The sequence below is a fragment of the Mesorhizobium sp. 10J20-29 genome (genome assembly GCF_054130485.1).
Genome location: NZ_CP199156.1, coordinates 1,276,394 through 1,302,412, shown reverse-complemented (window position 1 = coordinate 1,302,412; position 26,019 = coordinate 1,276,394). Strand labels below are relative to the sequence as shown.

Annotated in this window: 19 protein-coding genes; 8 read left to right on the top strand and 11 right to left on the bottom strand. The window is 63.0% G+C overall.

Annotation, left to right across the window (positions count from 1 at the left end; translation table 11 throughout):
* Positions 1-76: 76 nt before the first annotated feature.
* From pal to ACT2BZ_RS06210, 6 genes are all read left to right on the top strand, one after another.
* Positions 77-577 carry a peptidoglycan-associated lipoprotein Pal gene (pal, locus tag ACT2BZ_RS06235; RefSeq protein WP_457939981.1) on the top strand — a complete coding sequence of 167 codons (501 nt, stop codon included), beginning with the start codon at positions 77-79 and terminating at the stop codon, positions 575-577.
* A 158-nt stretch (positions 578-735) separates the two neighbouring features.
* Positions 736-1,797: a tol-pal system protein YbgF gene (ybgF, locus tag ACT2BZ_RS06230; protein WP_457939980.1), complete on the top strand. Its 1,062-nt coding sequence runs from the start codon at positions 736-738 to the stop codon at positions 1,795-1,797.
* On the top strand, positions 1,791-3,119 hold the full coding sequence (tilS, locus tag ACT2BZ_RS06225) for a tRNA lysidine(34) synthetase TilS (protein WP_457939979.1): 1,329 nt from the start codon (positions 1,791-1,793) through the stop codon (positions 3,117-3,119). The genes ybgF and tilS overlap by 7 nt, the downstream gene beginning before the upstream one ends.
* 94 nt (positions 3,120-3,213) lie before the next feature.
* A complete protein-coding gene (gene ftsH / locus ACT2BZ_RS06220) occupies positions 3,214-5,148 on the top strand; it encodes an ATP-dependent zinc metalloprotease FtsH (protein ID WP_457939978.1) in 1,935 nt (644 codons plus the stop codon).
* A gap of 523 nt (positions 5,149-5,671) precedes the next feature.
* Positions 5,672-6,802, top strand: coding sequence for an efflux RND transporter periplasmic adaptor subunit (locus ACT2BZ_RS06215; RefSeq protein WP_457939977.1), 1,131 nt, complete (start codon positions 5,672-5,674; stop codon positions 6,800-6,802).
* A gap of 6 nt (positions 6,803-6,808) precedes the next feature.
* A complete protein-coding gene (locus ACT2BZ_RS06210) occupies positions 6,809-9,979 on the top strand; it encodes an efflux RND transporter permease subunit (protein WP_457939976.1) in 3,171 nt (1,056 codons plus the stop codon).
* 21 nt (positions 9,980-10,000) lie between these two features.
* Here ACT2BZ_RS06210 and ACT2BZ_RS06205 read toward each other — a convergent pair whose 3' ends face one another.
* Positions 10,001-10,960, bottom strand: a complete 960-nt coding sequence (locus ACT2BZ_RS06205; RefSeq protein WP_457939975.1) for an NAD-dependent epimerase/dehydratase family protein — start codon at positions 10,958-10,960, stop codon at positions 10,001-10,003.
* A 98-nt stretch (positions 10,961-11,058) separates the two neighbouring features.
* Here ACT2BZ_RS06205 and ACT2BZ_RS06200 point away from each other — a divergent pair, with 98 nt between their 5' ends.
* Together ACT2BZ_RS06200 and ACT2BZ_RS06195 are read left to right on the top strand one after the other, a co-directional pair.
* Positions 11,059-11,949: a LysR family transcriptional regulator gene (locus ACT2BZ_RS06200; RefSeq protein WP_457939974.1), complete on the top strand. Its 891-nt coding sequence runs from the start codon at positions 11,059-11,061 to the stop codon at positions 11,947-11,949.
* A 93-nt stretch (positions 11,950-12,042) separates the two neighbouring features.
* Positions 12,043-12,201 (top strand): DUF3309 family protein, encoded by a 159-nt coding sequence (locus ACT2BZ_RS06195; RefSeq protein ID WP_457939973.1) that lies wholly within the window; start codon positions 12,043-12,045, stop codon positions 12,199-12,201.
* A 67-nt stretch (positions 12,202-12,268) separates the two neighbouring features.
* On the opposite strand, the gene ACT2BZ_RS06190 is transcribed toward ACT2BZ_RS06195, so the two are convergent.
* The 10 genes from ACT2BZ_RS06190 to ACT2BZ_RS06145 form a co-directional block, all read right to left on the bottom strand.
* Positions 12,269-13,441: an MFS transporter gene (locus ACT2BZ_RS06190; RefSeq protein WP_457939972.1), complete on the bottom strand. Its 1,173-nt coding sequence runs from the start codon at positions 13,439-13,441 to the stop codon at positions 12,269-12,271.
* A 148-nt stretch (positions 13,442-13,589) separates the two neighbouring features.
* On the bottom strand, positions 13,590-17,057 hold the full coding sequence (pyc, locus tag ACT2BZ_RS06185) for a pyruvate carboxylase (protein WP_457939971.1): 3,468 nt from the start codon (positions 17,055-17,057) through the stop codon (positions 13,590-13,592).
* A 168-nt stretch (positions 17,058-17,225) separates the two neighbouring features.
* Positions 17,226-18,347, bottom strand: a complete 1,122-nt coding sequence (locus tag ACT2BZ_RS06180) for a branched-chain amino acid ABC transporter substrate-binding protein (RefSeq protein WP_457939970.1) — start codon at positions 18,345-18,347, stop codon at positions 17,226-17,228.
* 133 nt (positions 18,348-18,480) lie between these two features.
* Positions 18,481-18,828 (bottom strand): DUF6867 family protein, encoded by a 348-nt coding sequence (locus ACT2BZ_RS06175; protein WP_457939969.1) that lies wholly within the window; start codon positions 18,826-18,828, stop codon positions 18,481-18,483.
* Positions 18,829-18,845: 17 nt separating this feature from the next.
* Entirely contained in the window at positions 18,846-19,574 is a 729-nt protein-coding gene (locus ACT2BZ_RS06170) for an ABC transporter ATP-binding protein (protein ID WP_457939968.1), read from the bottom strand.
* Entirely contained in the window at positions 19,574-21,136 is a 1,563-nt protein-coding gene (locus ACT2BZ_RS06165) for an ATP-binding cassette domain-containing protein (protein WP_457939967.1), read from the bottom strand. Before ACT2BZ_RS06165 ends, ACT2BZ_RS06170 begins: the two co-directional genes overlap by 1 nt.
* Entirely contained in the window at positions 21,136-22,527 is a 1,392-nt protein-coding gene (livM, locus tag ACT2BZ_RS06160) for a high-affinity branched-chain amino acid ABC transporter permease LivM (RefSeq protein ID WP_457939966.1), read from the bottom strand. The genes ACT2BZ_RS06165 and livM overlap by 1 nt, the downstream gene beginning before the upstream one ends.
* Positions 22,528-22,531: 4 nt before the next feature.
* Entirely contained in the window at positions 22,532-23,434 is a 903-nt protein-coding gene (locus ACT2BZ_RS06155) for a branched-chain amino acid ABC transporter permease (protein WP_457939965.1), read from the bottom strand.
* Between the two features lie 328 nt (positions 23,435-23,762).
* Positions 23,763-24,764 (bottom strand): 4-hydroxyproline epimerase, encoded by a 1,002-nt coding sequence (locus ACT2BZ_RS06150; protein WP_457939964.1) that lies wholly within the window; start codon positions 24,762-24,764, stop codon positions 23,763-23,765.
* Position 24,765: 1 nt separating this feature from the next.
* The gene (locus ACT2BZ_RS06145; RefSeq protein WP_457939963.1) at positions 24,766-26,016 is read right to left on the bottom strand and encodes an NAD(P)/FAD-dependent oxidoreductase; all 1,251 of its coding nucleotides are present in this window, start codon (positions 26,014-26,016) and stop codon (positions 24,766-24,768) included.
* Positions 26,017-26,019: the final 3 nt, after the last annotated feature.

Below are 26,019 nucleotides of genomic sequence, written 5' to 3'. Positions count from 1 at the left end.
TCGTTGAGCGCCGATTAACCCAAACGTGGTTACTGGTGGATCAACGAAATTACTCGAATGCGAAGGAGAGGCCGGCATGCGCGGCATCGCAGCACTCATAAGAAATCCCCTCATGATAGCGCTGGTCATGGGCCTCGCAATCGCGGGGTGCGCAAACAAGAAGACCCCCAACAGTGCCGCCGACCTCGGGCTGGGCGGCGCGGCGACGCCGGGCTCGTCCCAGGACTTCACGGTCAATGTCGGCGACCGCATCTTCTTCGACACCGACAGCTCGGTGATCCGTGCCGATGCGCAGGGCATCCTGAGCCGCCAGGCTCAGTGGCTGAACCAGTACAAGCAGTACGGGATCGTCATCGAGGGTCACGCCGACGAGCGCGGCACCCGCGAGTACAACCTGGCACTGGGCGCGCGCCGCGCAGCAGCAACGCGCGACTACCTCGTTGCCCGTGGTGTTTCGGCCAACCGGCTGAAGACGATCTCCTATGGCAAGGAGCGACCTGTCGCGGTCTGTGACGACATCTCCTGCTGGTCGCAGAACCGCCGTGCCGTGACGGCGCTCAACGGTGCCGGCAGCTGAGGCTGAATGGCCACATCCAATGCGGAAAGGCGGCCAATTGGCCGCCTTTCTGCCGTTTGCAGAGTTGAAAACAAAATTTGGCCGAAGTCTGCCGTGCTGATAAAAGGACGTTCATCTGCGCGACCGCGCACCGTAAGACCTTCCCGTGTGAGAAGCCCATGCCCAATCGAACGATCCTGAGCACCATGCTCGCAATCATGCTCCTGTCCGGAACGGCAGCCTCGGCCGCCGCTCAGTCGGACGGTGGCCTTTCACTGCCGAAGATCGGCCTGCCGAAGCTGTTCGGCAATTCCAGCTCGGAGCCACCTGCCCGCAGCGTTCAGATGGCGCAGGCCAGCGACCCGCGCATCACCGCGCTTGAAGAGCAGATCCGCTCGCTCGCCGGCACGGTTGAAGAGCTGAACTTCCAGATCCTGCAAATGCAGGAGCAGATGCGCAAGATGCAGGAAGATAACGAGTTCCGGTTCCAGGAACTCGAGGGCAAGAAGACCGACGCGGGTGTGGCGGGCGACAACCGCGTCGCCGAAGCCGCGCCGTCCGACGTAGCGCCGCGGCCGGAAGTGGAGGCTGCGCCGGGCAACGTGCCTTCGGTCGATGAGATCATCATCGAGGAAGACGGCCAGACCGCCGGCACGACGGGTGGGTCTGGAGAACCTCCGCGTACCTTCGGGACGATCACCTTCGACGAAAAGGGCAATGTGACCGGCGGCAGCGTCGGAGACCAGATCGCAGAAGCACCCGCCGAGCAGTCGGTGCCGCTCGAAGCACCGAGCGCGCCTGCCGACCAGGAGGCATCGAAACCGGACCGGACCGTGGTCGCCGCACTCCCGACGACGGACGACCCGGACGAGCTCTACCGCAACTCCTACGAATTCATCCTTTCGGGCGACTACGGCACGGCCGAGGCCGGCTTCCGTAATCACATCGAGCGCTTTCCAAACGACCAGAAGGCCGCCGATGCGCGCTTCTGGCTCGGGGAATCGTTGCTCGGCCAGAAAAAGTACCGTGACGCCGCCGAGATTTTCCTTGCCGCAAACAAGGAGTTTCCGTCGGCCAAGAAGGCTCCGGAGATGCTGCTGAAGCTCGGTGTTTCGCTCGCCGGACTCGACCAGCGTGACGTGGCCTGCGCAACTTTCTCCGAAATCGGCAAGCGCTATCCCGGCATCAGCGCGCCGCTCAAGGACCGCGTCAAACAGGAACAGGCCCTCGCCGCGTGCTGAGTGAGCTGGCCGGCAGCGACTTCGCCCGGCTGTTCTCACGTTTCGACTTTGCCTCGCGCACATGCGTGACGGTTGCAGTTTCCGGCGGCAGCGATTCCACCGCCCTGCTGCTCCTCCTCAAAGACCATCTTCAACAATACGCACCTGACACGCGCCTTGCGGCGATCACCATTGATCATGGGCTGCGGCCAGAATCATCCTCCGAAGCGAACGAGGTCGCACGTCTCTGTGCCTGGCTGGGGGTCGCCCATGTCATCGGGACGTGGAAAGGCGCCAAACCTGCAACCGGCTTGCCCGCCGCCGCGCGCGAGGCCCGGCACGAATTGCTGGCGCATGCTGCCGCCGAGCTTGAGAGCGATCTGGTCGTGATGGGCCACACGGCCGACGATCAGGCCGAGACCGTGCTGATGCGCGGCGCGCGCGAGGCGGGGCGTGGACTGGCTGGAATGGCCCCGGCAACGCTTTACGACGGTCGGACGTGGTTCGTGCGACCTATGCTGGCGGCACGGCGGCAGGACCTGCGCGACTATCTGCGGCAACGCGGCTTCGGCTGGATCGATGATCCGAGCAATGCCAGCGAGAAGTACGAGCGGCCACGTGTCCGCAAGCAACTTGGCGCCGCTGGTGGCGAGCGCGATCTGGCGGCCGCACTCGACAGGGCTTCCGACGCCGCGTCGCAGCGCGAGCGTTTCGGAGAGGTGGCAGCAACCTTCATATACGAGCACGTGACGCGGCCGGCGCCTGGCCTGCTGCGTGTCGATCAGGCTGCCTTCGACAGGCTGGCAACGGACGTCGCCATCTATCCATTCCGAATTCTCCTCGCTACTGCCGGCGGCACGCCGCATCTGCCGGATCAGAGCCGGACTTCTGCGCTGCGCGATCGCCTGCGGACGGGCCGTCCGGTCCGTGCCGTTCTGTCGCGGGCGCTGGTCGATCGCCGGAACGCCGGCATTTTTCTTCTGCGCGAAGCCCGCAATCTGCCCGGAGCGGCGGCAATGAAAATTGGCGCTATCTGGGACGGACGGTACCGCCTGGTCGCCAAGGCCGAGGAAACGGAGAGGCGATCCGCGAGCGCTGCCGCCGGACACTCCGGTCCCGCTCCCGTTCCGGAAAGCCTTGCAAAGGCTGCACTTTCGCGCGAGCCGGCACATCTCGAGGGGCAGCAGGGCGCCGGATGGGTGCAGGCGGTTCCCGTCGTGGCGCCCTGGGCGCGCTTCCTGCCCAGTTTCGATCTCGCACCGGCCCGCGCAGTGGGCTCGCTTATCGGCGCGCCGAAAATTCCCGCGTCGCCTTTCCGTCAACACATTGGGGCTAAACCTTAACCGAGACAGGCTGTCGCGCTTGGCAATACCAAGCCGCCTCCCTATGTTAGGCGCACACAAAACGCGTCAGTGCCGACGCCAAACAGGACAAACGATGAATCCGAATTATCGCAACCTTGCGCTCTGGGCGATCATTGCCGTCTTGCTGATCGCGCTTTTCAACCTGTTCCAGACGCCGCAGCAGCGGGGTTCGACCCGCGAGGTCGCCTATTCGGAGTTCCTGACCGACCTCAACAGTGGTCGCGTCAAGTCGGTGACCATCGCCGGCGATCGCATCAGCGGCACCTATACGGACAGTTCGACCGGTTTCCAGACCTACTCGCCGGGCGACTCCTCGCTGGTGAGCAGGCTTGAGGAAAAGAACGTCACAATCAACGCAAGGCCGGAAACCGATGGGTCGAATACCATCTTCGGTTACCTGATCTCTTGGCTGCCGATGATCCTCATCCTGGGCGTCTGGATATTCTTCATGCGCCAGATGCAGTCAGGCTCCGGCCGCGCCATGGGGTTCGGAAAGTCCAAGGCCAAGCTCCTGACCGAGGCGCATGGCCGCGTGACCTTCCAGGACGTTGCCGGTGTCGATGAGGCCAAGGAAGACCTTGAGGAAATCGTCGAGTTCCTGCGCGACCCGCAGAAATTCCAGCGCCTCGGCGGCAAGATCCCGCGCGGCGTGCTGCTCGTCGGACCTCCCGGTACCGGTAAGACGCTGCTTGCCCGCGCCATCGCCGGCGAAGCCAACGTGCCGTTCTTCACCATTTCGGGTTCCGACTTCGTCGAGATGTTCGTCGGCGTCGGCGCATCCCGCGTCCGCGACATGTTCGAGCAGGCCAAGAAGAACGCGCCCTGCATCATCTTCATCGACGAGATTGACGCCGTCGGTCGTCATCGCGGCGCCGGTCTCGGCGGCGGCAATGACGAGCGCGAGCAGACGCTGAACCAGTTGCTCGTCGAGATGGACGGCTTCGAGGCCAATGAGGGCGTGATCCTCATCGCGGCGACCAACCGTCCCGACGTGCTGGACCCTGCGCTGTTGCGTCCGGGCCGCTTCGACCGTCAGGTAGTAGTGCCCAATCCCGACATCGTCGGACGTGAGAAGATACTCAAGGTGCATGCCCGCAACGTTCCGCTGGCGCCGAATGTGGACCTCAAGGTTCTGGCACGCGGTACGCCCGGCTTCTCCGGTGCCGACCTGATGAACCTCGTCAACGAGGCTGCCCTGATGGCGGCGCGGCGCAACAAGCGCCTCGTTACCATGGCCGAGTTCGAGGACGCCAAGGACAAGATCATGATGGGCGCCGAGCGCCGCTCGACCGCGATGACGCAGGCCGAGAAGGAGCTGACTGCCTACCATGAGGCCGGCCACGCCATCACGGCACTGAACGTCACCTCGGCTGATCCGCTGCACAAGGCGACGATCATTCCGCGCGGCCGGGCGCTGGGCATGGTCATGCAGTTGCCCGAGGGCGACCGCTACTCGATGAGCTACAAGTGGATGACGTCGCGCCTGATCATCATGATGGGTGGGCGCGTTGCCGAGGAGATGAAGTTCGGCAAGGAGAACATTACCTCCGGCGCGGCTTCCGACATCGATCAGGCGACGAAGCTTGCGCGGGCGATGGTCACCCGCTGGGGCTTCTCCGACAAGCTCGGCCACGTCGCCTATGGCGAGAACCAGGAAGAAGTCTTCCTTGGCCACTCCGTCGCAAGGACGCAGAACGTTTCGGAGGAAACGGCCCAGATCATCGACGCCGAGGTGCGCCGACTGATCGACGAGGCCTATGTCGAAGCGAAGAAGATCCTGACCAAGAAGAAAAAGGAATGGATCGCCATCGCCGAGGGCCTGCTCGAATACGAGACATTGTCGGGTGACGAGATCAAGCAGCTCATCGCGGGCAAGAAGCCATCGCGCGATATGGGCGACGATACGCCGCCAAGCCGCGGATCGGCAGTGCCCAAGGCCGGCGCCTCCAAGAAGCCGAAGAAGGGATCCGAGCCGGAAGGCGGGATGGAGCCGCAGCCGCAGGGCTGAAGAACGGATAACTCAGACCAAGTAAAGAATGCCGCCGCGAAATTCGCCGGCGGCATTCTTCTTTCTGGTGATCTGTCTGCAACTGCCGCTTATCTGCGTCATACGGCAAAACGCGCTCTTGGGAACTGGTCAGGCTGGCGCTGCACAATGCACCGAAGGGTTGCGAGCGATGCCGCGCCGACCCTGCCGTGCATATCAGATCGAGGTGCCGGGCAAGTCCGCATTATCCTGCTGACGCCTGCTGCCAATGGCCTTGGGCCCTGAAGATCCGCGCGTTTGCGGCAATTCGAGCCAAACCATCTGCGGTTGCACCACAGCACCGCAGGCTCGATGCTCCGCTGCCCATCGCACCGCATTTTTTGTGACTATATTGCAATGCAACTTTGATGTAAGAGTGCCGCCGGTTCGCACCACTCCGGTTCGCGTATGAACCTACCATAACAGGCCCGGTGCCACCCAAGATCGATCCACCGAAAAGCCGAAAGGCGGACAGGGTTCGACGGCCGGGCAATGGATTGGAAGCATGGCTAAGTTCAGATTTCACAAGCTGGCCGCTCTGGTCGTGCTGATCGGGTTTGCAGCCTGGGTCGCGTCGGGCGAGTTTTCCTCGGTCGGCAGCGCGCAGAGCGAGAGCGAGCAGAAGCCCGCCGAGACCGAGCAGCCCGAGGCTGTCCTGAGGACGGTGGCGACGGTTACGCCGCCACGCGTCATGCATGCACGCGCCATTCGCATCTCCGGCCAAACAGACGCGGAGAAGCGGGTTACGCTCGCCACCCGCGTAATGGGGGTCATCGACAGCTTGCCGGTCAAGCAGGGCGAGCGCGTAGAGCGGGGCGACCTCGTGATGCGTCTCGATGCATCGGACAAGGAAGCCGCCGTGCGCATGTCCGAAAGCGTTGTGGCGCAGCGCCAGGCGGAGGCAGACGCGGCAGAGCAACTGGTCAAGGGCGGCAACGCCCCGAAGCTGCAATCGGATCAGGCGCGCGCAGCGCTTGCGACGGCCCAGTCGCAGCTCGAGAGCGCCAAGTCCGAACTGGCCCAGTACGTGATCCACGCCCCGTTCAACGGTCTCATCGACCGGGTTCCGGTGCAGCGCGGCAGCACCATCCTGGCTGGCGCAGAGGTAGCAACGCTGATCAATCTCGATCCGCTGCTCGCCATCGGCGAGGTGAGTGAACGCGACCTGCGCTATCTCAGCATCGGCGACAGGGCCGATGTGCGCCTGGTCAACGGCGACACGGTGCAGGGCACGTTGCGCTACATCAGCAGGGACGCATCATCGGCCACGCGCACCTTCCGTATCGAAGTCGCCATCCCCAACGAGGACAAGCGGCTTCCGGCGGGCATGACGGCAGAAATCGAGCTGCTCGGCGAATCCACGGATGCGGTGATCTTGCCGCGTTCCGTGGTGACGCTAAGCCAGGCAGGCGATCTCGGCATCCGTGCCGTCGACAGGGACAACAAGGTCGTCTTCTTTCCGATCGACCTCGTCGACGACACGCCGACAGGGCTGGTGCTAGCCGGAATCCCGGCCGATGCGCGGATCATCGTCGCCGGCCAGGACCTGGTCACAGAGGGTGACGAGGTCAAGGCCGTCGAGGCCGACGAGACGATGATCAGGAAGATGATCGGCGAAACAACCAACGGGACCTAGCCCATCATGGATATTGTCAAGCTGGCGATACGCAACGCGCGCCTGACACTGTCGGTGCTGCTGTTCCTGATCGTGGCAGGTGCGCTCGCCTACCAGTCGGTGCCCAAGGAAGCCGAGCCGGACGTCGCCATTCCGGTCATGTATGTCAGCCTGGTCTACCAGGGAATCTCGCCGGAGGATTCCGAGCGGCTGCTTCTGCGGCCTGTCGAATCCCAGCTGAAGAACCTCAAGGGCCTGAAGGAGATGAAGTCGGCCGCCTATCTGGGCGGCGGCTACGTCCTCGTCGAGTTCGACCCTTCGACCGACCTTGGCGATGCGCTTATCGACACCCGAAACAAGGTGCAGGACGCCAAGCGCGATCTTCCCGCCGGCGTCGAGGAGCCGACCGTCAACGAGGTCAATATCTCCGAGTTCCCGGTTCTCGTGGTCACCCTGTCGGGCAACGTGCCGGAACGCGTGCTGACGGCCGCCGCCAAGACGCTGCGCGACCAGATCGAGGAAGTCCCGGGCGTGCTGGAGGGCTCGATCCAGGGTTCGCGCGACGAACTCGTCGAGGCGATCATCGACCCGATGAAGCTGTCGTCCTACGGGCTGCAGCTCGACCAGCTGATCCAAGGCATCGGCGCGTCGAACAACCTCGTGGCTGCAGGAACGATCGAGGGCGACGAGGGAAAATACGCCATCAAGGTACCGGCACTGATCGAGACGCCGCAGGATGTCGCCAACCTGCCGGTGGTCGCCGGCCCGAATGCTGTGGTCCGCGTGCGCGACCTTGCGACCGTGCGGTCGACCTTCAAGGATGCGGAAACGATCACGCGTCTCGACGGCAAGCCGGCGATCGCAATCGAAGTCAAGAAGCGCATCGGCGCCAACATCGTCGAAACCATCGGCGGGGCGAAGGCCGTGGCCGACGCCTTCGTGAAGACGATGCCCGAAGGCGTGCAGGTAACCTACACCCAGGACAAGTCGGTATTCGTCAACACGCTGCTGAATGACCTGCAGAATCACGTGCTGATCGCGGTGATCCTGGTGTTCATCGTTATCCTCTACGCCCTTTCGGGCCGCGCTTCGCTGCTGATCGGACTGGCTATTCCATCTTCCTTCCTGATGGGTATCCTGGCGCTGGCGATGATGGGCTACACGATCAACATGATCGTTCTTTTCAGCCTGATCTTGGCGGTCGGCATGCTGGTCGACGACGCCATTATCGTCACCGAATTCGCTGAAAGGCGCATGTCGGAAGGCATGAACCGGGTCGATGCCTTCGAACTTGCAGCCAAGCGCATGGCTGGTCCCGTGATTGCTGCCACGATGACGCGCATCGCGGCCTTTTCGCCACTGCTCTTCTGGCCCGGCATCATCGGCGACTTCATGAAGTACCTGCCGATCACGCTGATCGTGACGCTGGCGGCTTCGATGGCCTATGCGCTTATCTTCGCGCCGACCATCGGCGCGCTGATCGGCAAGGCGCCGATACATGAGGAAGGCGAGATGCAGGACGGTACCTATATGGCGATCGTCAAGCGCGCCGTGCATTATCCCAAGACGGTTCTCGTCCTGACCGTCGCGTTGCTGGTGGCTGTTCCGGTCGCCTATTCGAAGTACGGCGCGGGCGTCGAGTTCTTCCCGTCGGTCGAGCCTGACTATGGCCTGCTCTACGTGCATGCCCGCGGCAACCTCTCTCTCGCCGAGATGGACATCGCCACGCGCGAGGCCGAACAGCGAATCCTCGGCTGGCCAGGCATCAAGTCGGTCTATACGCGCGTCGGCAAGACCCGTGGCGGCGGCGCCGACATTCCGGAAGATGTCGTCGGCGTCATACAGTACGAATTCGTCGATTGGCGCGAGCGCAAGTCGGCCAACACCATTCTCGACGAACTGCGCGTGGCGATGGCCGGCATTCCAGGCGTCGATGTCGAGGTGCGGGTTCCCGATGCCGGTCCGCCGAGCGGCAAGCCGATACAGGTGGAGCTGTCAGCGGAAGACCCGGCCGAGTTGAACGACACGGCGCGCCGCGTGGCGGAAGCAGTCGCCAAGGTGCCTGGCGTTATCGACGTCGCGAACGGCCTGCCGCCCCCGGGCATAGACTGGGCCCTTGAGGTCGACCGCGCCAAGGCAGCCCAATACGGCATCAGCCCGATGTCGGTCGGAACTGTCGTGCAACTGGTGACGACCGGCCTCAAGCTGACCGATTACCGGCCGGCAGGTGCCGACGATTCAGTGGACATCCGGCTTCGCGTTCCGGAAGACCGGCGCACGCTGGCGACGCTCGACCAGTTGCGTGTCGAGACGACCCAGGGCTCCGTGCCGATCTCGAATTTCGTGTCTCGCAAGCCCGAGCGGACAGTCGGCGTGCTGAATCGCATCGATGGCAAAAGGACCATTACCATCGCTGGTAACGTCGACTCTTCGCATCAGGTTTCCGCAGTTCAAGCCGAAGTGGCGGAGCTCGTAGGCGGCATGGAGATGCCCGGCATCGGTTGGAAGCTCGGCGGCTCCAACGAAGACAGCGAAGAAGCCAGCGCCTTCCTTAGCAATGCTTTCGGTGCCGCGATCTTCCTGATCTTCATTGTGCTCCTGGCGCAGTTCAACAAGTTCACGAGCGTGTTCCTGGTGCTGTCCTGTGTCGTTATGGCGACGATCGGCGCGCTGCTCGGCATGATGCTGACCGGCCAGCCTTTTGTCATCGTGATGTCCGGCATCGGCGTGATCGCGCTGGCTGGCGTTGTGGTCAACAACAACATCGTGCTGATCGACACCTACGACCGGCTGCGCGACGAAGGCTGGAACAAGTATGACGCTGTGCTTCAGACCTGCCGGGAACGTGCCCGGCCGGTCGTGCTGACCGCGATGTCGGCGATCCTCGGCGTGCTGCCTATCGCCTTCGGCCTCGGGCTTGAGATCTTCCACCACGAGACGACGATAAACGCGCCGTCGACGCAGTGGTGGATCGCACTGTCATCAGCGATCGTGTTCGGCCTGTCCTTTGCCACCGTGCTGACGTTGGTTGTGACGCCGGCCATGCTGATTGTGTTCACGCGGGACAAGCACAAGAAGGTGCAGCGCGGGTTGCTCGGCCGCCTGTTCTCGATGTTCAGGCGTAAAGTGCCCGAGACGGGCACCGCGCCCGTAGCCGTCGGTCAGCTGGCTGAAGCCCTTCCCAAGGCGGCGGAGTAACCGCCGCCTTGCCAAAAGCCGCTAGGCAGCCTGTCTGACGGCGTGAGCGGGCAGCGCTTCAAGATTATGCAGCGCGCCGGCAACGGCCCTTTCCAATGGCGTGTGCGGGACCGCTCCGATCACACTCCCAAGGCGGGCTGACGCCAGCCTGTGGGGCTCGAAGCGCAGATAGGACATCGCCACGAGCTCGCGCCACATGGCGGAGAAAGGGCTGCCGGCGCGCAGCACCCACCAAGGCATCGAAGCCATTCGCAGCGGACGCCCTACAGCAGCCTCGACCGCCACTTTCATCTGCAGCTCGGTGACAGCGTGTCCGGGAAGGTGCAGCGCCTCGTGCGCCTCCAGCCCGTGCAGATTGTCCGCCAGGGCAACGAAAGCTGCGGCGTAGTCCGGCAGGTAGGTCCATTCATGCACAAGATCGACCGGTCCTGCAGCGGTGTAGACGCCCTTGCCGAGTTTCGAGGCTGTCACCAGATCGAACCATGACCCCGTGCCTGTGCCGCCGAAGAAATCGCCCGCTCTGAGCAGGACCGTCCGCACGTTGCCGGCGTCGGCTTCGCGCCTGAACATCTGTTCGAGTTCGGTTCGAACGCGGCCCCTCTCCGTCGTCGGTCGCTGCGGGGTGTCCTCCGCAATGACGGCAGGCATCGGCGAGCCGTAGTTGTAGACGGTGCCTGGAAAGAACTGCACGGCGCCGTTCGCGCGGCATGCCGCCAGCACGTTGCGTGCCATGGGCAGAACCGTGCTCCAGTCGGAATAGACGGGATTGAGTGCGTGCAGGACGATGTCGGCCCCTTTGGCCGCGTCGATCAGAGATGCCTCGTCAAGCGCATTGCCGGCGATGGCGGTTGCGCCCTCAAGAGCGGCCGGCAATTCGCCCGTCCGGGTGACGGCGCGCACGTCGTACCCACTGGCCAGGAAGGCCTTGGTAGCGGCGCGGCCAAGCCGGCCTTTGGCTCCGAGAACTGCAATGCTGGTCATGGGATGTCTCCGATTGATTGATATGGCACCCATATGACGTCCATGTTCCCGAATGGAAATTGACTAGAAGTGGCCTTATGATATTCAATATTGAATAGATGGATGCGCTTGACTGGAACCTGATCAAGAGTTTCGTGGCGGTGGCCGAGACTGGCAGCCTGTCGGCTGCCGCGCGCAGGCTGTCGTCCAGCCAGCCGACGGTCGGCCGCCATATCGCCGAACTCGAGAAGTCGATCGACGTGACACTGTTCCGGCGCGGCAAGCGCGGCTACGTGCTGACCGAGGCCGGCAGCGCTCTTTTCGAGCGGGGTCTGGCCGTCAGCGAGCAGGCGACGGCCTTCTCGCATCTTGCGTTAGGTTCAGTTGAAGCGATCGAAGGCACGGTGCGGATTGCCGCAAGCGAGGTGGTGGCTGCCTGCGTGTTGCCAGAGATCCTGGCGCAACTCGGTATCGAGGAGCCCGGGCTCGAACTCGAGATCGTTGCCTCGAACCAGGTCGAGAACCTGCTCAGGCGCGATGCCGACATCGCCATTCGCATGGTCAGGCCGGCGCAGCAGGAACTCGTGGCACGCAAGGTCGCCGACATCGAGCTTTGTGCTTGCGCGGCGAAGACCTATCTCGACCGGCGCGGGCGCCCCTCGGCGGTATCGGAGCTTGCGCGCCATGACCTGATCGGCTTCGATCGCAGCGACGACATCATCCGTGCCATTGCATCATTCGGGCTCATGTTGGAACGGAGTGCCTTCCGCATCCGCAGCGACAACCAGATCCTGCTGTGGGAGGCTATCCGGGCGGGCAACGGAATCGGCTTCGCGCAGCTCCCGCTCGCCGAGCGGGACCCGGGGATCGAGCGCCTGCTGCCGGAGGTGCCGCTGCCCAGCTTACCAGTGTGGCTGGCCATGCACCGCGATGTGCGCAAGAGCGTGCGCATCCGGCGTGTCGCGGACTTTCTGCACGATGCGTTGCGATCCTACGCGAGATCTGACTGAAACCTCCAAGGGCAGTTCTCGACGGCGTTCCGGGAACCAGCGGCGATGTTGCGCATTGTTGTGCAATTGCAACACCAAGCGAGGGCCGCTGCCATGACCATTTCCACGATCCTGATCATCGTTCTCATCCTGATTTTGCTGGGCGCCATTCCAGCCTGGCCGCACTCGCGCTCCTGGGGCTATGCGCCTTCGGGTATCGTCGGTGTCATCCTGGTTGTGCTCTTGATTCTGGTACTGATGGGCCGGATCTGATTCCTGGGGAATTTCATAGGGGCGCGCTCCAGCCGGGGCGCGCCCCTCTCCTCATCTGGCGCTGTCGTCAGGCCTGTGATGTGTCCGCGGAAAACTCCGCGGCGCTGGCCAGCTGGCTCATCATAAAGACCAGCACCAGCAGCAAGGCAATGGCGACGAAGACCGGCGAGAACCCGGTGCGTTCGCCGACAAAGCCGATCAGCGACGGCGCGGCAAGAATACCTGAATAGCCCATGGTGGTGACGACACTCATGCCCGCCCCTGACGAAACGCCGGGCTGGTTGCCGGCAGCCGAGAACAGGATCGGGACCATGTTGGCGATGCCCAGTCCGCTCACTGCAAAAGCTGCAATTACAAGCCACGACCAGGGTGCAATACCGGCGGCAAGCATTCCCGCCGCAGCCACGAGTGCCGAGATCCGGAAGGTTGCGACAGCACCGAAGCGATTTCGGACAGCATCGCCCAGAAACCGCATCGCCGCCATCGTGCCGGCAAAGGCTGCGTAGGCAAAGCCCGCCGTGGCGATGTCGGCACCAAGCTCCTGGCGCATGTAGAGGGCTCCCCAGTCCAGCACGGCGCCCTCCGAATTCATGCACAGCAGGGCCATCAATCCGAGCAGGTACACTGCAGGGCTGCGCGGCAGGATAAACCTCCGATGCTCCTGCGGCGTCGGTGCGTCGGCGACCACGTGGCGAAGCGAAACCGCCACCAGGACGATCGCCACTGCAGTGACCAGCGCAGCGTGGACGAGGTGACCGTAACTTTGAATGGCGATGCCGCCAAGGCCGCCGCCTACGAAGCCGCCCAGGCTCCAAAAGCCGTGCGAGGAGGACATGATGGCGCGTCCCAGCATCTTCTCGGCCGTCACGGCGTTGGCGTTCATGGATACGTCCATCGCGCCGATCATGCCGCCAAACAGGAACATGGTGATGGCGGCGACCGGCACATTGGGTGCCAGCGCAACCAGGAGAAGACCGAACGAGCCAGTAAGTGCAAACAGGCTGGTGACGAATTTCGAACCATGGCGCGCGATCAGGTGGCCGGCCCAGGCCATCGCGCTTACGGCACCGGCGCCGAACAGCAGGATCAGCAGGCCAAGCGTGAACTCGGTTATGTCCAAGCGATTCAGAAAGACCGGGATCTGCGGCGCCCAGCTGCCGATCAGGAAGCCGTTGACGAGGAAGATCGCAGCTATGGCCCAACGTCCGCGTGCGGCGATGGCTTGGTTGGCGGCACGCATGGTCGAAGGGTCCCAGTTCCAGCGACCGCGAACCTAAATCGGTTTAGATCTGTGTCAAGACAAGGGGACCGAAAGGTTTTGGGCCAGTGCAAGTCCGTTGGCTATCGTCACATCCGGCATGGGTCAGATATGCGTTCCGCAGCCTCTGCTAGGCGGCTTCATCGAAGACGACCAGAAGATCCTTCGCATCGATCTGGTCCCCCGCCTTGACCAGCACTTCGGCGATTGTGCCGTCGCGTTCGGCGTGCAGCGCGGTTTCCATCTTCATTGCCTCGATCGACAACAGGACATCGCCGGCCTTGACCTTCTGCCCGGCCGCGACGGCCAGCGTCGACACAACCCCTGGCATCGGGGCGCCTACATGCGCCTCATTGGCGGACTCGGCCTTGGGACGGGCTTTGCCCGCCGATGCACCATGCGCTCGGTCCGGAACTTTGACACGCCGCGGCTGGCCGTTGATCTCGAAAAACACCGTCACCATGCCCTTTTCGTCGACGTCGCCGATTGCCAGGCAACGGATGACCAGCGTCTTGCCCTTCTCGATGTCGACGAAGATCTCGTCCTCGGCCTGCATGCCGTAGAAGTAGACCGGGGTGGGCAGTACGCTGACCGGCCCGTAGACCTCCTGCAGGCCGGCGAAATCAACGAAGACTTTCGGATACATCAGCCAAGAGGCGAATTCGTATTCGCTGAGCGGCCGGCCGAGCTTTTCCTCGATCTCCTTGCGATCGGCCTTCAGGTCGGCCGGCTTGAGCAGGGAGCCTGGCCTCACCGTGATCGGCTTCTCGCCCTTCAGGGCCTTCTTCTGCAGCTTCTCGGGCCAGCCGCCGGGCGACTGTCCAAGATCGCCATGCAGCATCGAGATGACGGAATCGGGAAAGGCGATGTCCTTGGCCGGGTTCTCGACGTCGGCCACGGTAAGGTCTTGGCTGACCATCATCAGTGCCATGTCGCCGACAACCTTGGAGGACGGCGTCACCTTGACGATGTCGCCGAACATCAGGTTGACGTCGTGATAGGCCTGCGCGACCTCGTGCCAGCGGGTCTCGAGGCCAAGAGAGCGGGCCTGCTCCTTGAGATTGGTGAACTGGCCACCCGGCATTTCGTGCAGGTAAACCTCGGAGGCCGGACCCTTGAGATCGCTCTCGAAGGCTGCGTACTGGTTGCGAACCGCCTCCCAGTAAAACGAGATCCTGCGGATCCATTCGGGGTCGAGTTCGGGATCGCGCTCGGAACCCTTGAGCGCCTCGACGACCGAACCGAGACAGGGCTGTGAGGTGTTGCCCGAGAAAGCATCCATGGCAGCATCGATGGCGTCAACGCCGCTGTCGACGGCCGCGAGCACCGTTGCGGCCGACAGGCCCGACGTGTCGTGGGTGTGGAAGTGGATCGGCAGGTCGGTCGCCTCGCGCAGCGCCTTGAAGAGCACGCGCGCGGCATTCGGCTTGAGCAGCCCTGCCATGTCCTTGACCGCAATGATGTGCGCGCCCGCGGCCTCGAGCTCGCGGGTCAGCCCGACGTAATATTTCAGGTCATACTTGGCGCGGTCGGGATCGAGCAGGTCGCCGGTGTAGCAGATGGCCGCCTCGCACAGCTTGCCCTCGGCGACGATCGCGTCCATCGAGACACGCATGTTCTCGACCCAGTTCAGGCAGTCGAAGACGCGGAACAGGTCGATGCCGCCAGCCGCGGCCTGCTTGACGAAATGCTGCACCACGTTGTCGGGATAGTTCGTGTAGCCGACGCCATTGGCGCCCCTGAGCAGCATCTGAAGCAGAAGGTTGGGCGCAGCCTCGCGCACCCGCGCAAGCCGCTCCCAAGGGTCCTCGGTGAGAAAGCGCATGGCGACGTCGAAGGTCGCGCCGCCCCAGCATTCCAGCGACAGAAGCTGGGGCAGGGCACGGGCATAGACGCCGGCGATGCCGGCGATGTCATGCGTGCGCATGCGCGTGGCGAGCAGCGACTGGTGGCCATCGCGCATCGTGGTATCGGTAACGAGAACCTGCTTCTCGGCACGCATCCAGGCAGCAAACTTCTCGGGCCCGAGCGCGTCGAACTTCTGCTTGCTGCCGTCCGGGATGGCACCGTTGAGGTAAGGTACGACCGGGCGCGGCGCGTCCGCCTTGGGCTCCGGCCGTCCGCGCGTTTCGGGGTGGCCATTGACGCTCACGTCGGCAAGGTAATTCAGCAGCTTTGTAGCGCGGTCCTGTCGCTTGACCTGGGCGAACAGCTCCGGCGTCGAGTCGATGAAGCGCGTCGTGTAGCTGTTGTCGGCGAAACTCGGGTGATTGATGATCGCCTCGAGGAAAGTCAGGTTGGTCGCGACGCCGCGAATGCGGAACTCGCGCAGGGCGCGGTTCATGCGGGCGATCGCCTCGGCCGGCGTCGGCGCCCAGGCGGTGATCTTTTCAAGCAGCGGATCGTAGAAGCGGGTGATGACGGCGCCGGAATAGGCGGTGCCGCCGTCAAGCCGGATGCCGAAACCGGTGGCGCCGCGATAGGCGGTGATGCGGCCATAGTCGGGAATGAAATTGTGTTCGGGATCTTCGGTGGTGATGCGGCACTGGAGCGCATGGCCCGTGTGGCGGATGTCGGCCTGGGCCGGAACGCCGGATTCAGGTGTTCCGATGGCGAAGCCGTCGAGGATGTGGATCTGCGCCTTGACGATATCGATGCCGGTGACCTGCTCGGTCACCGTGTGCTCGACCTGGATGCGCGGATTGACCTCGATGAAGTAGAACTTGCCGGTGTCGGTATCCATCAGGAACTCGACCGTGCCGGCGCCGATGTAAGAGGTATCGTTGGCGATGGCCAGCGCGTAGCCGCAGAGCTCGGCCCGCTGTTCGTCGTCGAGATAGGGCGCGGGGGCCCGCTCGACGACCTTCTGGTTGCGCCGCTGGATCGAGCAGTCGCGTTCGAAGAGATGGACCGCGTTGCCGTGCGTGTCGCCGAGGATCTGTACCTCGACGTGGCGGGCGCGTTCGATCAGCTTTTCGAGATAGACCTCGTCCTTGCCGAAGGCGGCGCGGGCCTCGCGCTTGCCCTCCGTAACCTCGCGCAGCAGGTCGTCCTCGCTGCGGATGGAGCGCATGCCGCGTCCGCCGCCGCCCCAGGAAGCCTTCAGCATCACCGGATAACCAACCTCGGCGGCGAGCTTCTTGATGGCTTCGGGATCGTCGGGAAGCGGCTCCGTCGCAGGGATGACCGGCACGCCGACGCGAATGGCGAGGTTGCGGGCCGCGACCTTGTTGCCGAGACTTCGCATTGTCTCGGCCTTGGGACCGATGAAGGTGATGCCGGCCTCAGCGCAAGCGTCGGCGAACTCGGGACTTTCCGACAGCAGGCCATAGCCCGGGTGGATAGCGTCGGCGCCAGAAAGCCTCGCCACCCGCATGATCTCGTCGATCGACAGGTAGCTCTCGATCGGGCCCATCTCCTTGGCGAGATGCGGCCCGCGGCCGACCTGGTAGGACTCGTCGGCCTTGAAGCGATGCAGGGAGTACTTGTCTTCCTCCGCCCATATGGCGACGGTCTTCAATCCAAGCTCGTTGGCGGCCCGGAAGACACGGATGGCTATCTCGGAGCGATTGGCGACAAGAATTTTTGTAATCGACACAGGGACGCTCCAGGCACGAAATTACGGATCAGGAGCCCATGTGTAGCGGGAAAATGCTGCAGTGCAAACCAAAACCCGTTCGGTCTTTGGGGTCGAGCCGGCCGTCGGCCCATACAAAAATGCCCGGCGCGGAGCGCCGGGCATTTCGGGCAAAAAAACCTTGCCGGATTACATTTCGTTTTCGAAGTAGTTGTACTTGCCGTCGTCACCCTTCTTCCAGGTGTACATGACGTAGTCCGGACGCGTGATGTCGCCCTTTTCATCAAAGCTGAGCTCGCCGATGGCCGTGGTGAAGGGACCATTGGCCTTGGCGGCCTCGGCGACCTTCTGCGGGTCATTCTCGCCCGCGGCAGCGGCGGCGGCGGCGATGACCTGCATGGCAGCGTAGGAGTACAGCGTGTAGGCTTCAGGCTCGAAACCGGCGGCACGGAACTTCTCGACGAGTTCCTTGGCGTTCGGGTTCTTGCGCGGATCCGGAGCGAACGTCATCAGCGTGCCGTCCACAGCGTCGCCGGCGATCGAGGCCAACTCGTTGGAGACGATGCCGTCGCCCGACATGAACGAGGCCTTCAGGCCCTGGTCGGCGAGCTGACGCATGATCAGGCCGGCCTCGGTGTGCAGGCCGCCCCAGTAGACGACCGAGACGCCGGCTTCCTTCATCTTGGCGATGAGCGCCGAGAAGTCCTTGTCGCCGACATTGACGCCTTCGTACATGACTTCGTTGACGCCGTTGGCGTTTGCCGCCTTCTTGGTTTCGTCGGCCAGACCCTGACCGTAAGGCGTCTTGTCGTGCAGGATGGCGACCTTGGCATCCTTGAAGTTGGCAGCCAGGTAATCGCCGGCAACCTTGCCCTGCTGATCGTCACGTCCGCAGGTGCGGAAGGTGTTCCAAAGGCCACGCTCCGTGAAGGTCGGGTTCGTCGAGGCAGGCGTGATCTGGAAGACGCCGTTCTCGGCGTAGACTTCCGACGCCGGGATCGAAACGCCCGAGTTGAAGTGGCCGACAACGAACTTGACGCCATCGGCGACAAACTTGTTGGCGACGGAGATGCCCTGCTTCGGGTCGGAGACGTCGTCGCCGACGACGACCTTGACCATCTCGCCGTTGATGCCGCCAGCTGCATTGATGTCGGCGGCAGCCTGCTCGGCGCCCTTCTGGAGCTGTGCGCCGAAGGCAGCGTTCGGGCCGGTGATCGGACCGGCGACGCCTACCAGGATGTCTGCCCAAGCGGAGCCGCTGAACGCCATGAGCGCGGTCAGGGCAACTGCAGACAAGAGTGATTTCTTCATTGATTGACTCCCATTTACTGAGTGGGCGGATGATGCCTTCATGCGATGCCCACCCTATCGCAGAAGCCGTACTTTGCCGATTTTCCGGCAGTTGTCACGCCCATTTACCTCGAGGCGAGGTTAATCATGAACGTCAACTCTTTGCCCGCCAGCTCAACATCGAGGCGCGCTCGTAGAGCCAGTGGTATTGGGTCACCATCTGGTTTGTCCGCGTGTAACGGTAGCCAAGAAGACCGATGATCATCAGGACGATAGTGTCAACCACGTAGTACTGTGCAGTGAACATCGTGCCGTCGAACAGCGCATGATGGATAAACCGTACCCCGATGCCCAGCAACAACAAGAAGACGATCAGGCTCGACAACGGCCGCCAGGTCTGCGCACTCGCCCTGCCGGTCATCCACGCCGCCCAGCCGCCAAGCAGGCAGGTGACAAAAAAGAACTGCCAGATGGAGGCTTCCTCGTAGAGAATTCCCTGCATGGTTCAGTCTCCAAAAATCAATGGCGGCCGCCTTCAAGGTAGGCGGCACGCACCTCGGGGTTGGCCAGAAGATCCTTGCCAGTCCCGCTCATCGTGACCATGCCGTTGACCATGACGTAGCCGCGGTTGGCGAGTTTCAGGGCGCCAAAAGCGTTCTGTTCAACGAGAAAGACCGTCAGTCCCTGTGAGGCATTGAGCTCACGGATGGCGTCGAAAATCTGTTTGACGATGAGCGGCGCCAGACCGAGCGAGGGCTCGTCGAGAAGGAGCAGCTTGGGCCGCGCCATGAGCGCTCGACCGATCGAAAGCATCTGCTGCTCGCCGCCGGAAAGCGTGCCGCCGCGCTGCGACGCGCGTTCCTTGAGACGCGGAAACAGATGGAAGACCTTCTCGACGTCCTCGTCGAAGAATTCGAGCTTGTCGAGACTGGCGCCCATCTGAAGGTTTTCCAGCACTGTCATGCGCGGAAAGATGCGGCGCCCTTCCGGCGACTGCGCGATGCGCATGCGAGCGATCTCGTGCGTGGGCATCTCGGTGATGTCGGTGCCCTGGAAGGTGATGGTACCCCTTCTGGCGCGGGGGGTGCCGAAGATGGTCATCATCATGGTCGACTTGCCGGCGCCATTGGCGCCGATCAGGGCGACGATCTCGCCCTTGTTGACGTTGATGCTGACACCGCCAAGGGCGCGGATGTTGCCGTAATAGGCTTCGACGCCATCGATCTCGAGCAATGGTTTCTCGGCCATTATTTAGCCCCCCTGGTCTTCGGCGCCGGTTTGGACTGGGCCCTGGCGAGCTTCTTCGCCTGTCCGATCCAGTCTTCGCGGGCAATTCGGCCGTCAAAGGCCAGGTAGGCTTCGACCGCCGCAATGTCAGCCTTCGTCCAGACCGCGATCTGATCGAAATGGTAGATGCCGTGCTGGTTCAGCTTGCGCTCGTTCACGGGGCCGATGCCCTTGACCAGGGTCAGCTTGTCGGCGGTGCCGCCGCGCGGACCCGACGGCTTCCTTGCGGGTTTCGCGGCAGCAGGCTTCTTTGCCGGCGCGGGAGCCGCGTTTGCGGAAGTCGGTTTTGCAGCCGCCTTGGCAGATGCAGGCTTCGTTGCCGCAGCCTTCGCAGGTGCCGGCTTGGCCGCTGCCAACTTCGCCGGCTTTCCTGTCACAGTCTTGGCAGCCACCGGCTTGCGGGTCGCCTTTGCCGCGGCCGGCTTGGGCTCGACCTTTGACGGCGCCTTCGCCGCTGCGGGCTTCGCACGCCTGGGTTTGGCTGGCGCGGTTGTCTTGGCCTTGGCCGCACGCCGCTCCACTTGGTCTGCCTTGGACGCCGAATGCGATATGCTGACCACCTCGCCCATCGCATCGCTGTGGCCGACGGAGTCCGAGACCGGTCCGGCCATCATGGAGGCAGAATCGTGCGGGCCGTGTGCACGGTCCGGCTCGCCGTCGAATTTCTCGATGACATCGGTGTCGCCGACCTCGGTAAGCACGTCGACCACTTCCTCGTCGTCGATGCCCAGATAGGCGGCGATGACCTTGGGATCGTTCTTCACATGGGCGGGATTGCCGTCAGAAATCTTGCGGCCATATTCGAGCACGACGACATGGTCGGAGATCTCCATGACCACGGACATGTCATGCTCGATGAGCAGGATCGAGGTTCCGGTGGTGGCCTTGATATCGTTGAGCAGTGAGTTGAGCGCAAGCGACTCGCGCGGGTTGAGGCCGGCGGCCGGTTCGTCAAGGCACAGGAGCTCCGGCCCGGTACACATCGCGCGGGCGATTTCCAGCCGGCGCTGGGCGCCATAGGGGAGGTCGCCCGCCGGATCGTCGGCGCGCTCGATGAGGTCCGCCTTTTCCAGCCAGAACTTCGCAAGGTCGATCGAGTCGGCAGAGGCCTTCTTGTAGCGGCTGAAACCGAGCAGACCGAGAACCGTGTAGCCCGAGGCCAGCATCAGCTTGTTGTGCTGCGCAACCAGCAGGTTTTCCAGCACCGTCATGCCCGAGAAGAGGCGGATGTTCTGAAACGTTCGCGCAACCTTGGCGCGGGCCGGAATCTCGTGGTCGGGCAGGCGCTCAAGAAGATACTGCCTGCCGTTCTTCCGGTTCAGTTTGATCATGCCCTCGGTCGGCTTGTAGAAGCCGGTGATGCAGTTGAACACCGTCGTCTTGCCGGCGCCATTCGGACCGATCAGCGCGGTGATGTCGCCGCGCTTTGCCTGAAATGACAGGTCGCCGATGGCCACCAGACCGCCGAACTTCATGGACAGGTGCTCGACCTCGAGGACCGCGTCTTTGTGGGGAACTTTCATCAGCCGTGGCCCTCTTTGGTGAAGGAGCTTGAGACCGATTTGCTTTCATGCAGAAAAGCCGTCGGTTCCCGACTGCCGACAAAACCGCGCGGCTTCCACAGCATCACGATGACCATTGCCAGGCCGAACAGCAGCATGCGGTAGAGCTCCGGCGTAAACCCTTCGCCGAACACGACCTTCAGGAACTCCAGCTCTCGCAGAATCTCGGTTCCGCCGATCATCACCAGCGCGGCGATGGCGATGCCGGTGAGCGAGCCCATGCCGCCGAGAACGACGATCGCAAGGATGATCGCCGATTCCAGGAAGATGAAGGATTCTGGGCTGACGAAACCCTGGCGGGCGGCGAAGAAGGAGCCGGCGAAGCCGCCGAACATTGCGCCGATGGCGAAGGCCGTGAGCTTGGTGGTGGTAGTATTGATGCCAAGCGAGCGGCAGGCGATCTCATCCTCGCGCAGCGCCTCCCAGGCGCGGCCAACCGGCATGCGCCGCAGCCTGACCGTCACGAAGGCGGTGAGCAGAGCGAGGGCCAGGATCAGGTAGTAGAGGAAGATTTTGTAGTAGGCGCCGGACTGGGCGATGTCGAAGACCTTGGAGATGTAGCGCGGCGACGACACGTCGAACGAGAACAGGCCGAAGAAGGTGACCTTGGGAATGCCCGAAATGCCGGCCGTGCCGTTGGTGACTTCACGCCAGTTGATCAGGACCAGCCGGATGATCTCGCCGAAAGCCAGCGTCACGATGGCAAGGTAGTCGCCGCGCAGGCGCAGCACCGGAAAGCCAAGAATGACACCCCAGAGCGCCGCCATGGCGCCTGCGGCCGGCAGCAGGATCCAGAACGACCATCCGAACTCGGTTCCGAGCAGGGCGTAGCTGTAGGCGCCGACCGCATAGAAGGCGACATAGCCGAGGTCGAGCAGGCCGGCGAGGCCGACGACGATGTTCAAACCCCAGGCGAGCATCACGTAAATCAGGATCTGGATGCCGAAATTGTCGACCCATTTCAGCGAGCCCTGAAAGCCCACGAGGAGGACGATGGCGACCGGGTAAAGAATGAGAGCGCCGATGGCGATCTTGTACCAGTGCTTCCAGAACAGCGACTTCTCGGTCGACGGCGCGACAACCGGCGCCTTGGCCCTGGTCGCCTTGCGCGCTGCGAAATAGGGCTGCAGGTAGGCGACCGTGACGAACCGCCCGGCCGCGACGAGCGCGACCACTACGGCCAGCAGGCCCCAGCGCGGCACCAGCACCAGTTCGTTGCGGATGTTCTGGTCGGTCTTGATGCCGATCATCAGGACGAACAGGCCGAACGCAATGGCGGCGGCGTAAGCCGCTTCCTTGAAAGCCTTGGCGAACAGGTTCTGCCCGTCGCGGGTATTGCCTTGAACTGCCATCAGATCAGACCTTTTCGACTTCGGGACGGCCGAGAATGCCGGACGGCAGGAAGATCAGCACGATGGCGAGGATCGAGAAGGCGGCGACGTCCTTGTAGTCGATCGAGAAGTATGCCGACCACATGCTTTCGATGAAGCCGATCAGCAGGCCTCCGAGTACGGCGCCAGGAATGGAGCCGATGCCGCCGAGCACCGCGGCGGTGAAGGCTTTGACGCCAGGGACGAAGCCGTCGGAGAAGACGACGACGCCGTAGTACATCAGGTAGAGCGTGCCCGCGACGGCGGCCAGAGAAGCGCCCATGATGAATGTGATCGAGATGGTGCGGTCGACGTCGATGCCCAGCAGCGCGGCCATCTTGCGGTCCTGTTCGCAGGCGCGCTGTGCGCGGCCGAGCGACGTCTTGTTGACAATGTACCAGAACAGGGTGAGCAGCACGGCGGTGACCACCACGATGACGATCTGCTTGGCTGAAATCGAGATGCCGAACACGTCGTAGACAGTCGAGATCATCGGCGGGATCGGCTTGTTGCGCGGGCCTTGGGTAACCTGAACGAAGTTCGACAGGACGATCGACATGCCGATGGCCGTGATCAACGGCGCAAGCCGGAACGATCCGCGCAGGGGCCGATAGGCCAGCTTCTCGATGGTCCAGGAGTAGAGGCTGGTCAGTAACATCGCCACGATCATCATGATCAGCAAGAAGACCACGACGCCTGCACCGGCGAGCGCCGTAACCAGAAAGAGGAAAACGATGAGCGCGATGAAGGCGCCGACCATGAAGACATCGCCATGGGCGAAGTTGATCATGCCGATGATGCCGTAGACCATCGTATAGCCGATCGCGATGAGGCCATAGATTGATCCCAGCGTCAGCCCGTTAACAAGCTGCTGGACGAAATATTCCATGTCTAGTCGGCTCCCCTGGAACGTCACCCGGATGGGCGCGCTCCTTATGTACTTTCCCCTAGTCCTAAAGTGTCGGGCCCGGATTGCAACGTCAATCTGCTGCCTCGAAACGGGATTCGTTCAGCTCCGTTTCGCCGCGTTGCTTGCACCGGGTTCATACTTGGACCAACCGGACGCTACCATTGGCGCAGCGCAATGTCCTTGATGAATCGGGCTCGCTAGCGAGTTTGAATGGAAGAATGTTCGAAGGATGGCCTGTCTCTCGCATGAAAATTGCAACCACGCGTTTGGTTGAGGTGCGCCGTTAGTGCAGCCCGGCTGGCTGCCTTTAGGTCACCACGAAGCCATGCGCGAAGGGGTCCCGGTCGTCGATGAAGATGGTGTTCAGGCCGGTCATTCTAGCCCAGCCACCGATGGAGGGAACAATCGCCGGACGGTCGGCCACAGTCGTCTCTTGCTCTACCCGACCCTTGAAGAGCGAGCCGATGATCGACTCGTGGACGAAGTCATCTCCGGTTTTCAGGACTCCCTTGGCGTGCAGCTGGGCCATGCGCGCCGAGGTGCCGGTGCCGCAAGGGCTCCGGTCAATTGCCTTGTCGCCATAGAATACCGCGTTGCGCGCGTCGGCTTCGGCCGACACCGGCGCGCCGGTCCAAAGCATGTGCGACAGCCGGTTGATGCCGGGATTCTCGGGATGAACGAAGGCGTATTTCTCGTTGAGCCGCGCCCGCACGACCGGGCTCCAGGCGATGAAGTCGCCGGCTGAATGATCGGCCATGTCGCGAAAATTCTGCTGCGGTTCGACGATGGCGTAGAAATTGCCGCCATAGGCGATATCGACCCTGATCTCGCCAAGCGTCGGGCATTCGACGGTGAGGTTCTCGGCGTAGAGGAATGACGGCACGTTGGTGATGCGCACCTCCTCTACATAGTCCCCGACCTGCCTGTACTCGGCCACCACCAGACCGGCCGGCGTGTCGAGGCGAAGCGTGCCCGGCGTCTTCGGTTTCACCAGCCCCTGCTCGATGGCCATGGTGACAGTGCCGATAGTGCCGTGGCCGCACATTGGCAGGCAGCCTGAGGTCTCGATAAACAGTATCGCAATGTCGCAGTCCGGCCGCGTCGGTGGGTAGAGGATCGTGCCGGACATCACATCATGTCCGCGCGGCTCGAACATCAGCCCGGTGCGGATCCAGTCGAATTCGGCGAGAAAATGCGCCCGCCGCTCCATCATCGTCGAGCCCTCGAGCAGCGGACCGCCGCCGGCGACCAGCCGCACCGGATTGCCGCAGGTATGACCGTCGATGCAGAAAAATGAGTGTCGCGCCATGTCAGAACCGCTGCGGGCTGAAGGGTTGAAGATTAATCGCCGGAGCCTGCCCGAGAACGAGGTCGCGGATCAAGCGACCGGTTGCCGCGGACTGCGTCAGGCCGAGATGGCCGTGGCCGAAGGCCAGGAACACATTGGCATGGCTTGCCGATTGTCCGACCACCGGCAGCGAGTCCGGCAGCGACGGGCGGTAGCCCATCCATTCACGGCCGCCGCTTGTGTCGAGATCGGGCAGGAAGAGCTTGGCCTTTTTCAGCATGGCTTTCGAGCGCTGGAAGTTGGGCGGACGCGACAGGCCGGCGAGTTCGACGGCGCCACCAACCCGGATGCCGGTTTCAAGCGGCGTCACGACGAAGCCATGGTCGGAAAAGGTCAGCATGTGCTTCAGGTCGAAGGCCGATGTCGGCAGCGTGGTGTTGTAGCCGCGCTCGGTCTCCAGAGGGATCCTGTTGCCGAACTGGCGGGCCAGCAGATGCGACCAGGCACCCGCTGCGATCACCAGCCTTTCGGCCATTATGGTGCGCCCCTGCTTGAGCTGGATGGCGATACGGCCGTTCGACGGCAGTACCAGCCCGACGTCGACGGAGAGGAAGCGCGCACCTCTGGTTTCGGCGTAGGTCCAGATCGCCTTGCCGAGCAGCTTTGGGTCGGCAACGGTCTTCCAGCCCGGCAGGAAAGTGGCGCGAGTGAAGCGCGGCGAAAGGCCCGGCTGCAACCCGTCAATCCCGGCCCGGTCGAGATGGCGGTATTCGATGCCATGCCGCTCGCGTGAGAGCCAGCCGGGAAACGAGGCCTTGAACGAGGCCTCGCTGTCGTAGAGTTCGAGCGAGCCGTCCTCGCGCAGCATGTGCCCCGTGGCGGAGCGCTGCATAAGGCCCGACCACTCGGCTTCGGCAAGTTTCATCAACCCCGCCTGCGCGGCGAGGCCGGCTTCGTAATGCTTCGGGTCTCCGGCCCGCCAGAAACGGAAAAGCCAGGGCAGCAGTTTGGGCAGGTAGGCCGGCGGAATGCTGAGCGGCCCGAGCGGATCGGCGAGCCATTTCGGCAATTGCCGCATCATGCCCTTGTGCGCCAGCGGCAGAACTTCCGAAAAGGCGAAGGCAGCCGCATTGCCGGAACTCGTTTCCTCGCAGATGCCTGTCCGGTCGATGACCGTGACGCTGCTGCCCGCCTCTGCGAGGAAGGCTGCCGCGCAAATGCCGACAATGCCGCCGCCAATGACGGCAATGTCGCAGACAGTCTCGTCATTCATGCG

Excerpts from the sequence above, each read along its gene's own strand:
- pal (WP_457939981.1), top strand. The coding sequence starts at position 77 with ATGCGCGGCATCGCAGCACTCATAAGAAATCCCCTCATGATAGCGCTG.
- ybgF (WP_457939980.1), top strand. The coding sequence starts at position 736 with ATGCCCAATCGAACGATCCTGAGCACCATGCTCGCAATCATGCTCCTG.
- ftsH (WP_457939978.1), top strand. The coding sequence starts at position 3,214 with ATGAATCCGAATTATCGCAACCTTGCGCTCTGGGCGATCATTGCCGTC.
- ACT2BZ_RS06215 (WP_457939977.1), top strand. The coding sequence starts at position 5,672 with ATGGCTAAGTTCAGATTTCACAAGCTGGCCGCTCTGGTCGTGCTGATC.
- ACT2BZ_RS06210 (WP_457939976.1), top strand. The coding sequence starts at position 6,809 with ATGGATATTGTCAAGCTGGCGATACGCAACGCGCGCCTGACACTGTCG.
- ACT2BZ_RS06205 (WP_457939975.1), bottom strand. The coding sequence starts at position 10,960 with ATGACCAGCATTGCAGTTCTCGGAGCCAAAGGCCGGCTTGGCCGCGCC.
- ACT2BZ_RS06200 (WP_457939974.1), top strand. The coding sequence starts at position 11,059 with ATGGATGCGCTTGACTGGAACCTGATCAAGAGTTTCGTGGCGGTGGCC.
- ACT2BZ_RS06195 (WP_457939973.1), top strand. The coding sequence starts at position 12,043 with ATGACCATTTCCACGATCCTGATCATCGTTCTCATCCTGATTTTGCTG.
- ACT2BZ_RS06190 (WP_457939972.1), bottom strand. The coding sequence starts at position 13,441 with ATGCGTGCCGCCAACCAAGCCATCGCCGCACGCGGACGTTGGGCCATA.
- ACT2BZ_RS06180 (WP_457939970.1), bottom strand. The coding sequence starts at position 18,347 with ATGAAGAAATCACTCTTGTCTGCAGTTGCCCTGACCGCGCTCATGGCG.
- ACT2BZ_RS06175 (WP_457939969.1), bottom strand. The coding sequence starts at position 18,828 with ATGCAGGGAATTCTCTACGAGGAAGCCTCCATCTGGCAGTTCTTTTTT.
- ACT2BZ_RS06170 (WP_457939968.1), bottom strand. The coding sequence starts at position 19,574 with ATGGCCGAGAAACCATTGCTCGAGATCGATGGCGTCGAAGCCTATTAC.
- ACT2BZ_RS06165 (WP_457939967.1), bottom strand. The coding sequence starts at position 21,136 with ATGAAAGTTCCCCACAAAGACGCGGTCCTCGAGGTCGAGCACCTGTCC.
- livM (WP_457939966.1), bottom strand. The coding sequence starts at position 22,527 with ATGGCAGTTCAAGGCAATACCCGCGACGGGCAGAACCTGTTCGCCAAG.
- ACT2BZ_RS06155 (WP_457939965.1), bottom strand. The coding sequence starts at position 23,434 with ATGGAATATTTCGTCCAGCAGCTTGTTAACGGGCTGACGCTGGGATCA.
- ACT2BZ_RS06150 (WP_457939964.1), bottom strand. The coding sequence starts at position 24,764 with ATGGCGCGACACTCATTTTTCTGCATCGACGGTCATACCTGCGGCAAT.
- ACT2BZ_RS06145 (WP_457939963.1), bottom strand. The coding sequence starts at position 26,016 with ATGAATGACGAGACTGTCTGCGACATTGCCGTCATTGGCGGCGGCATT.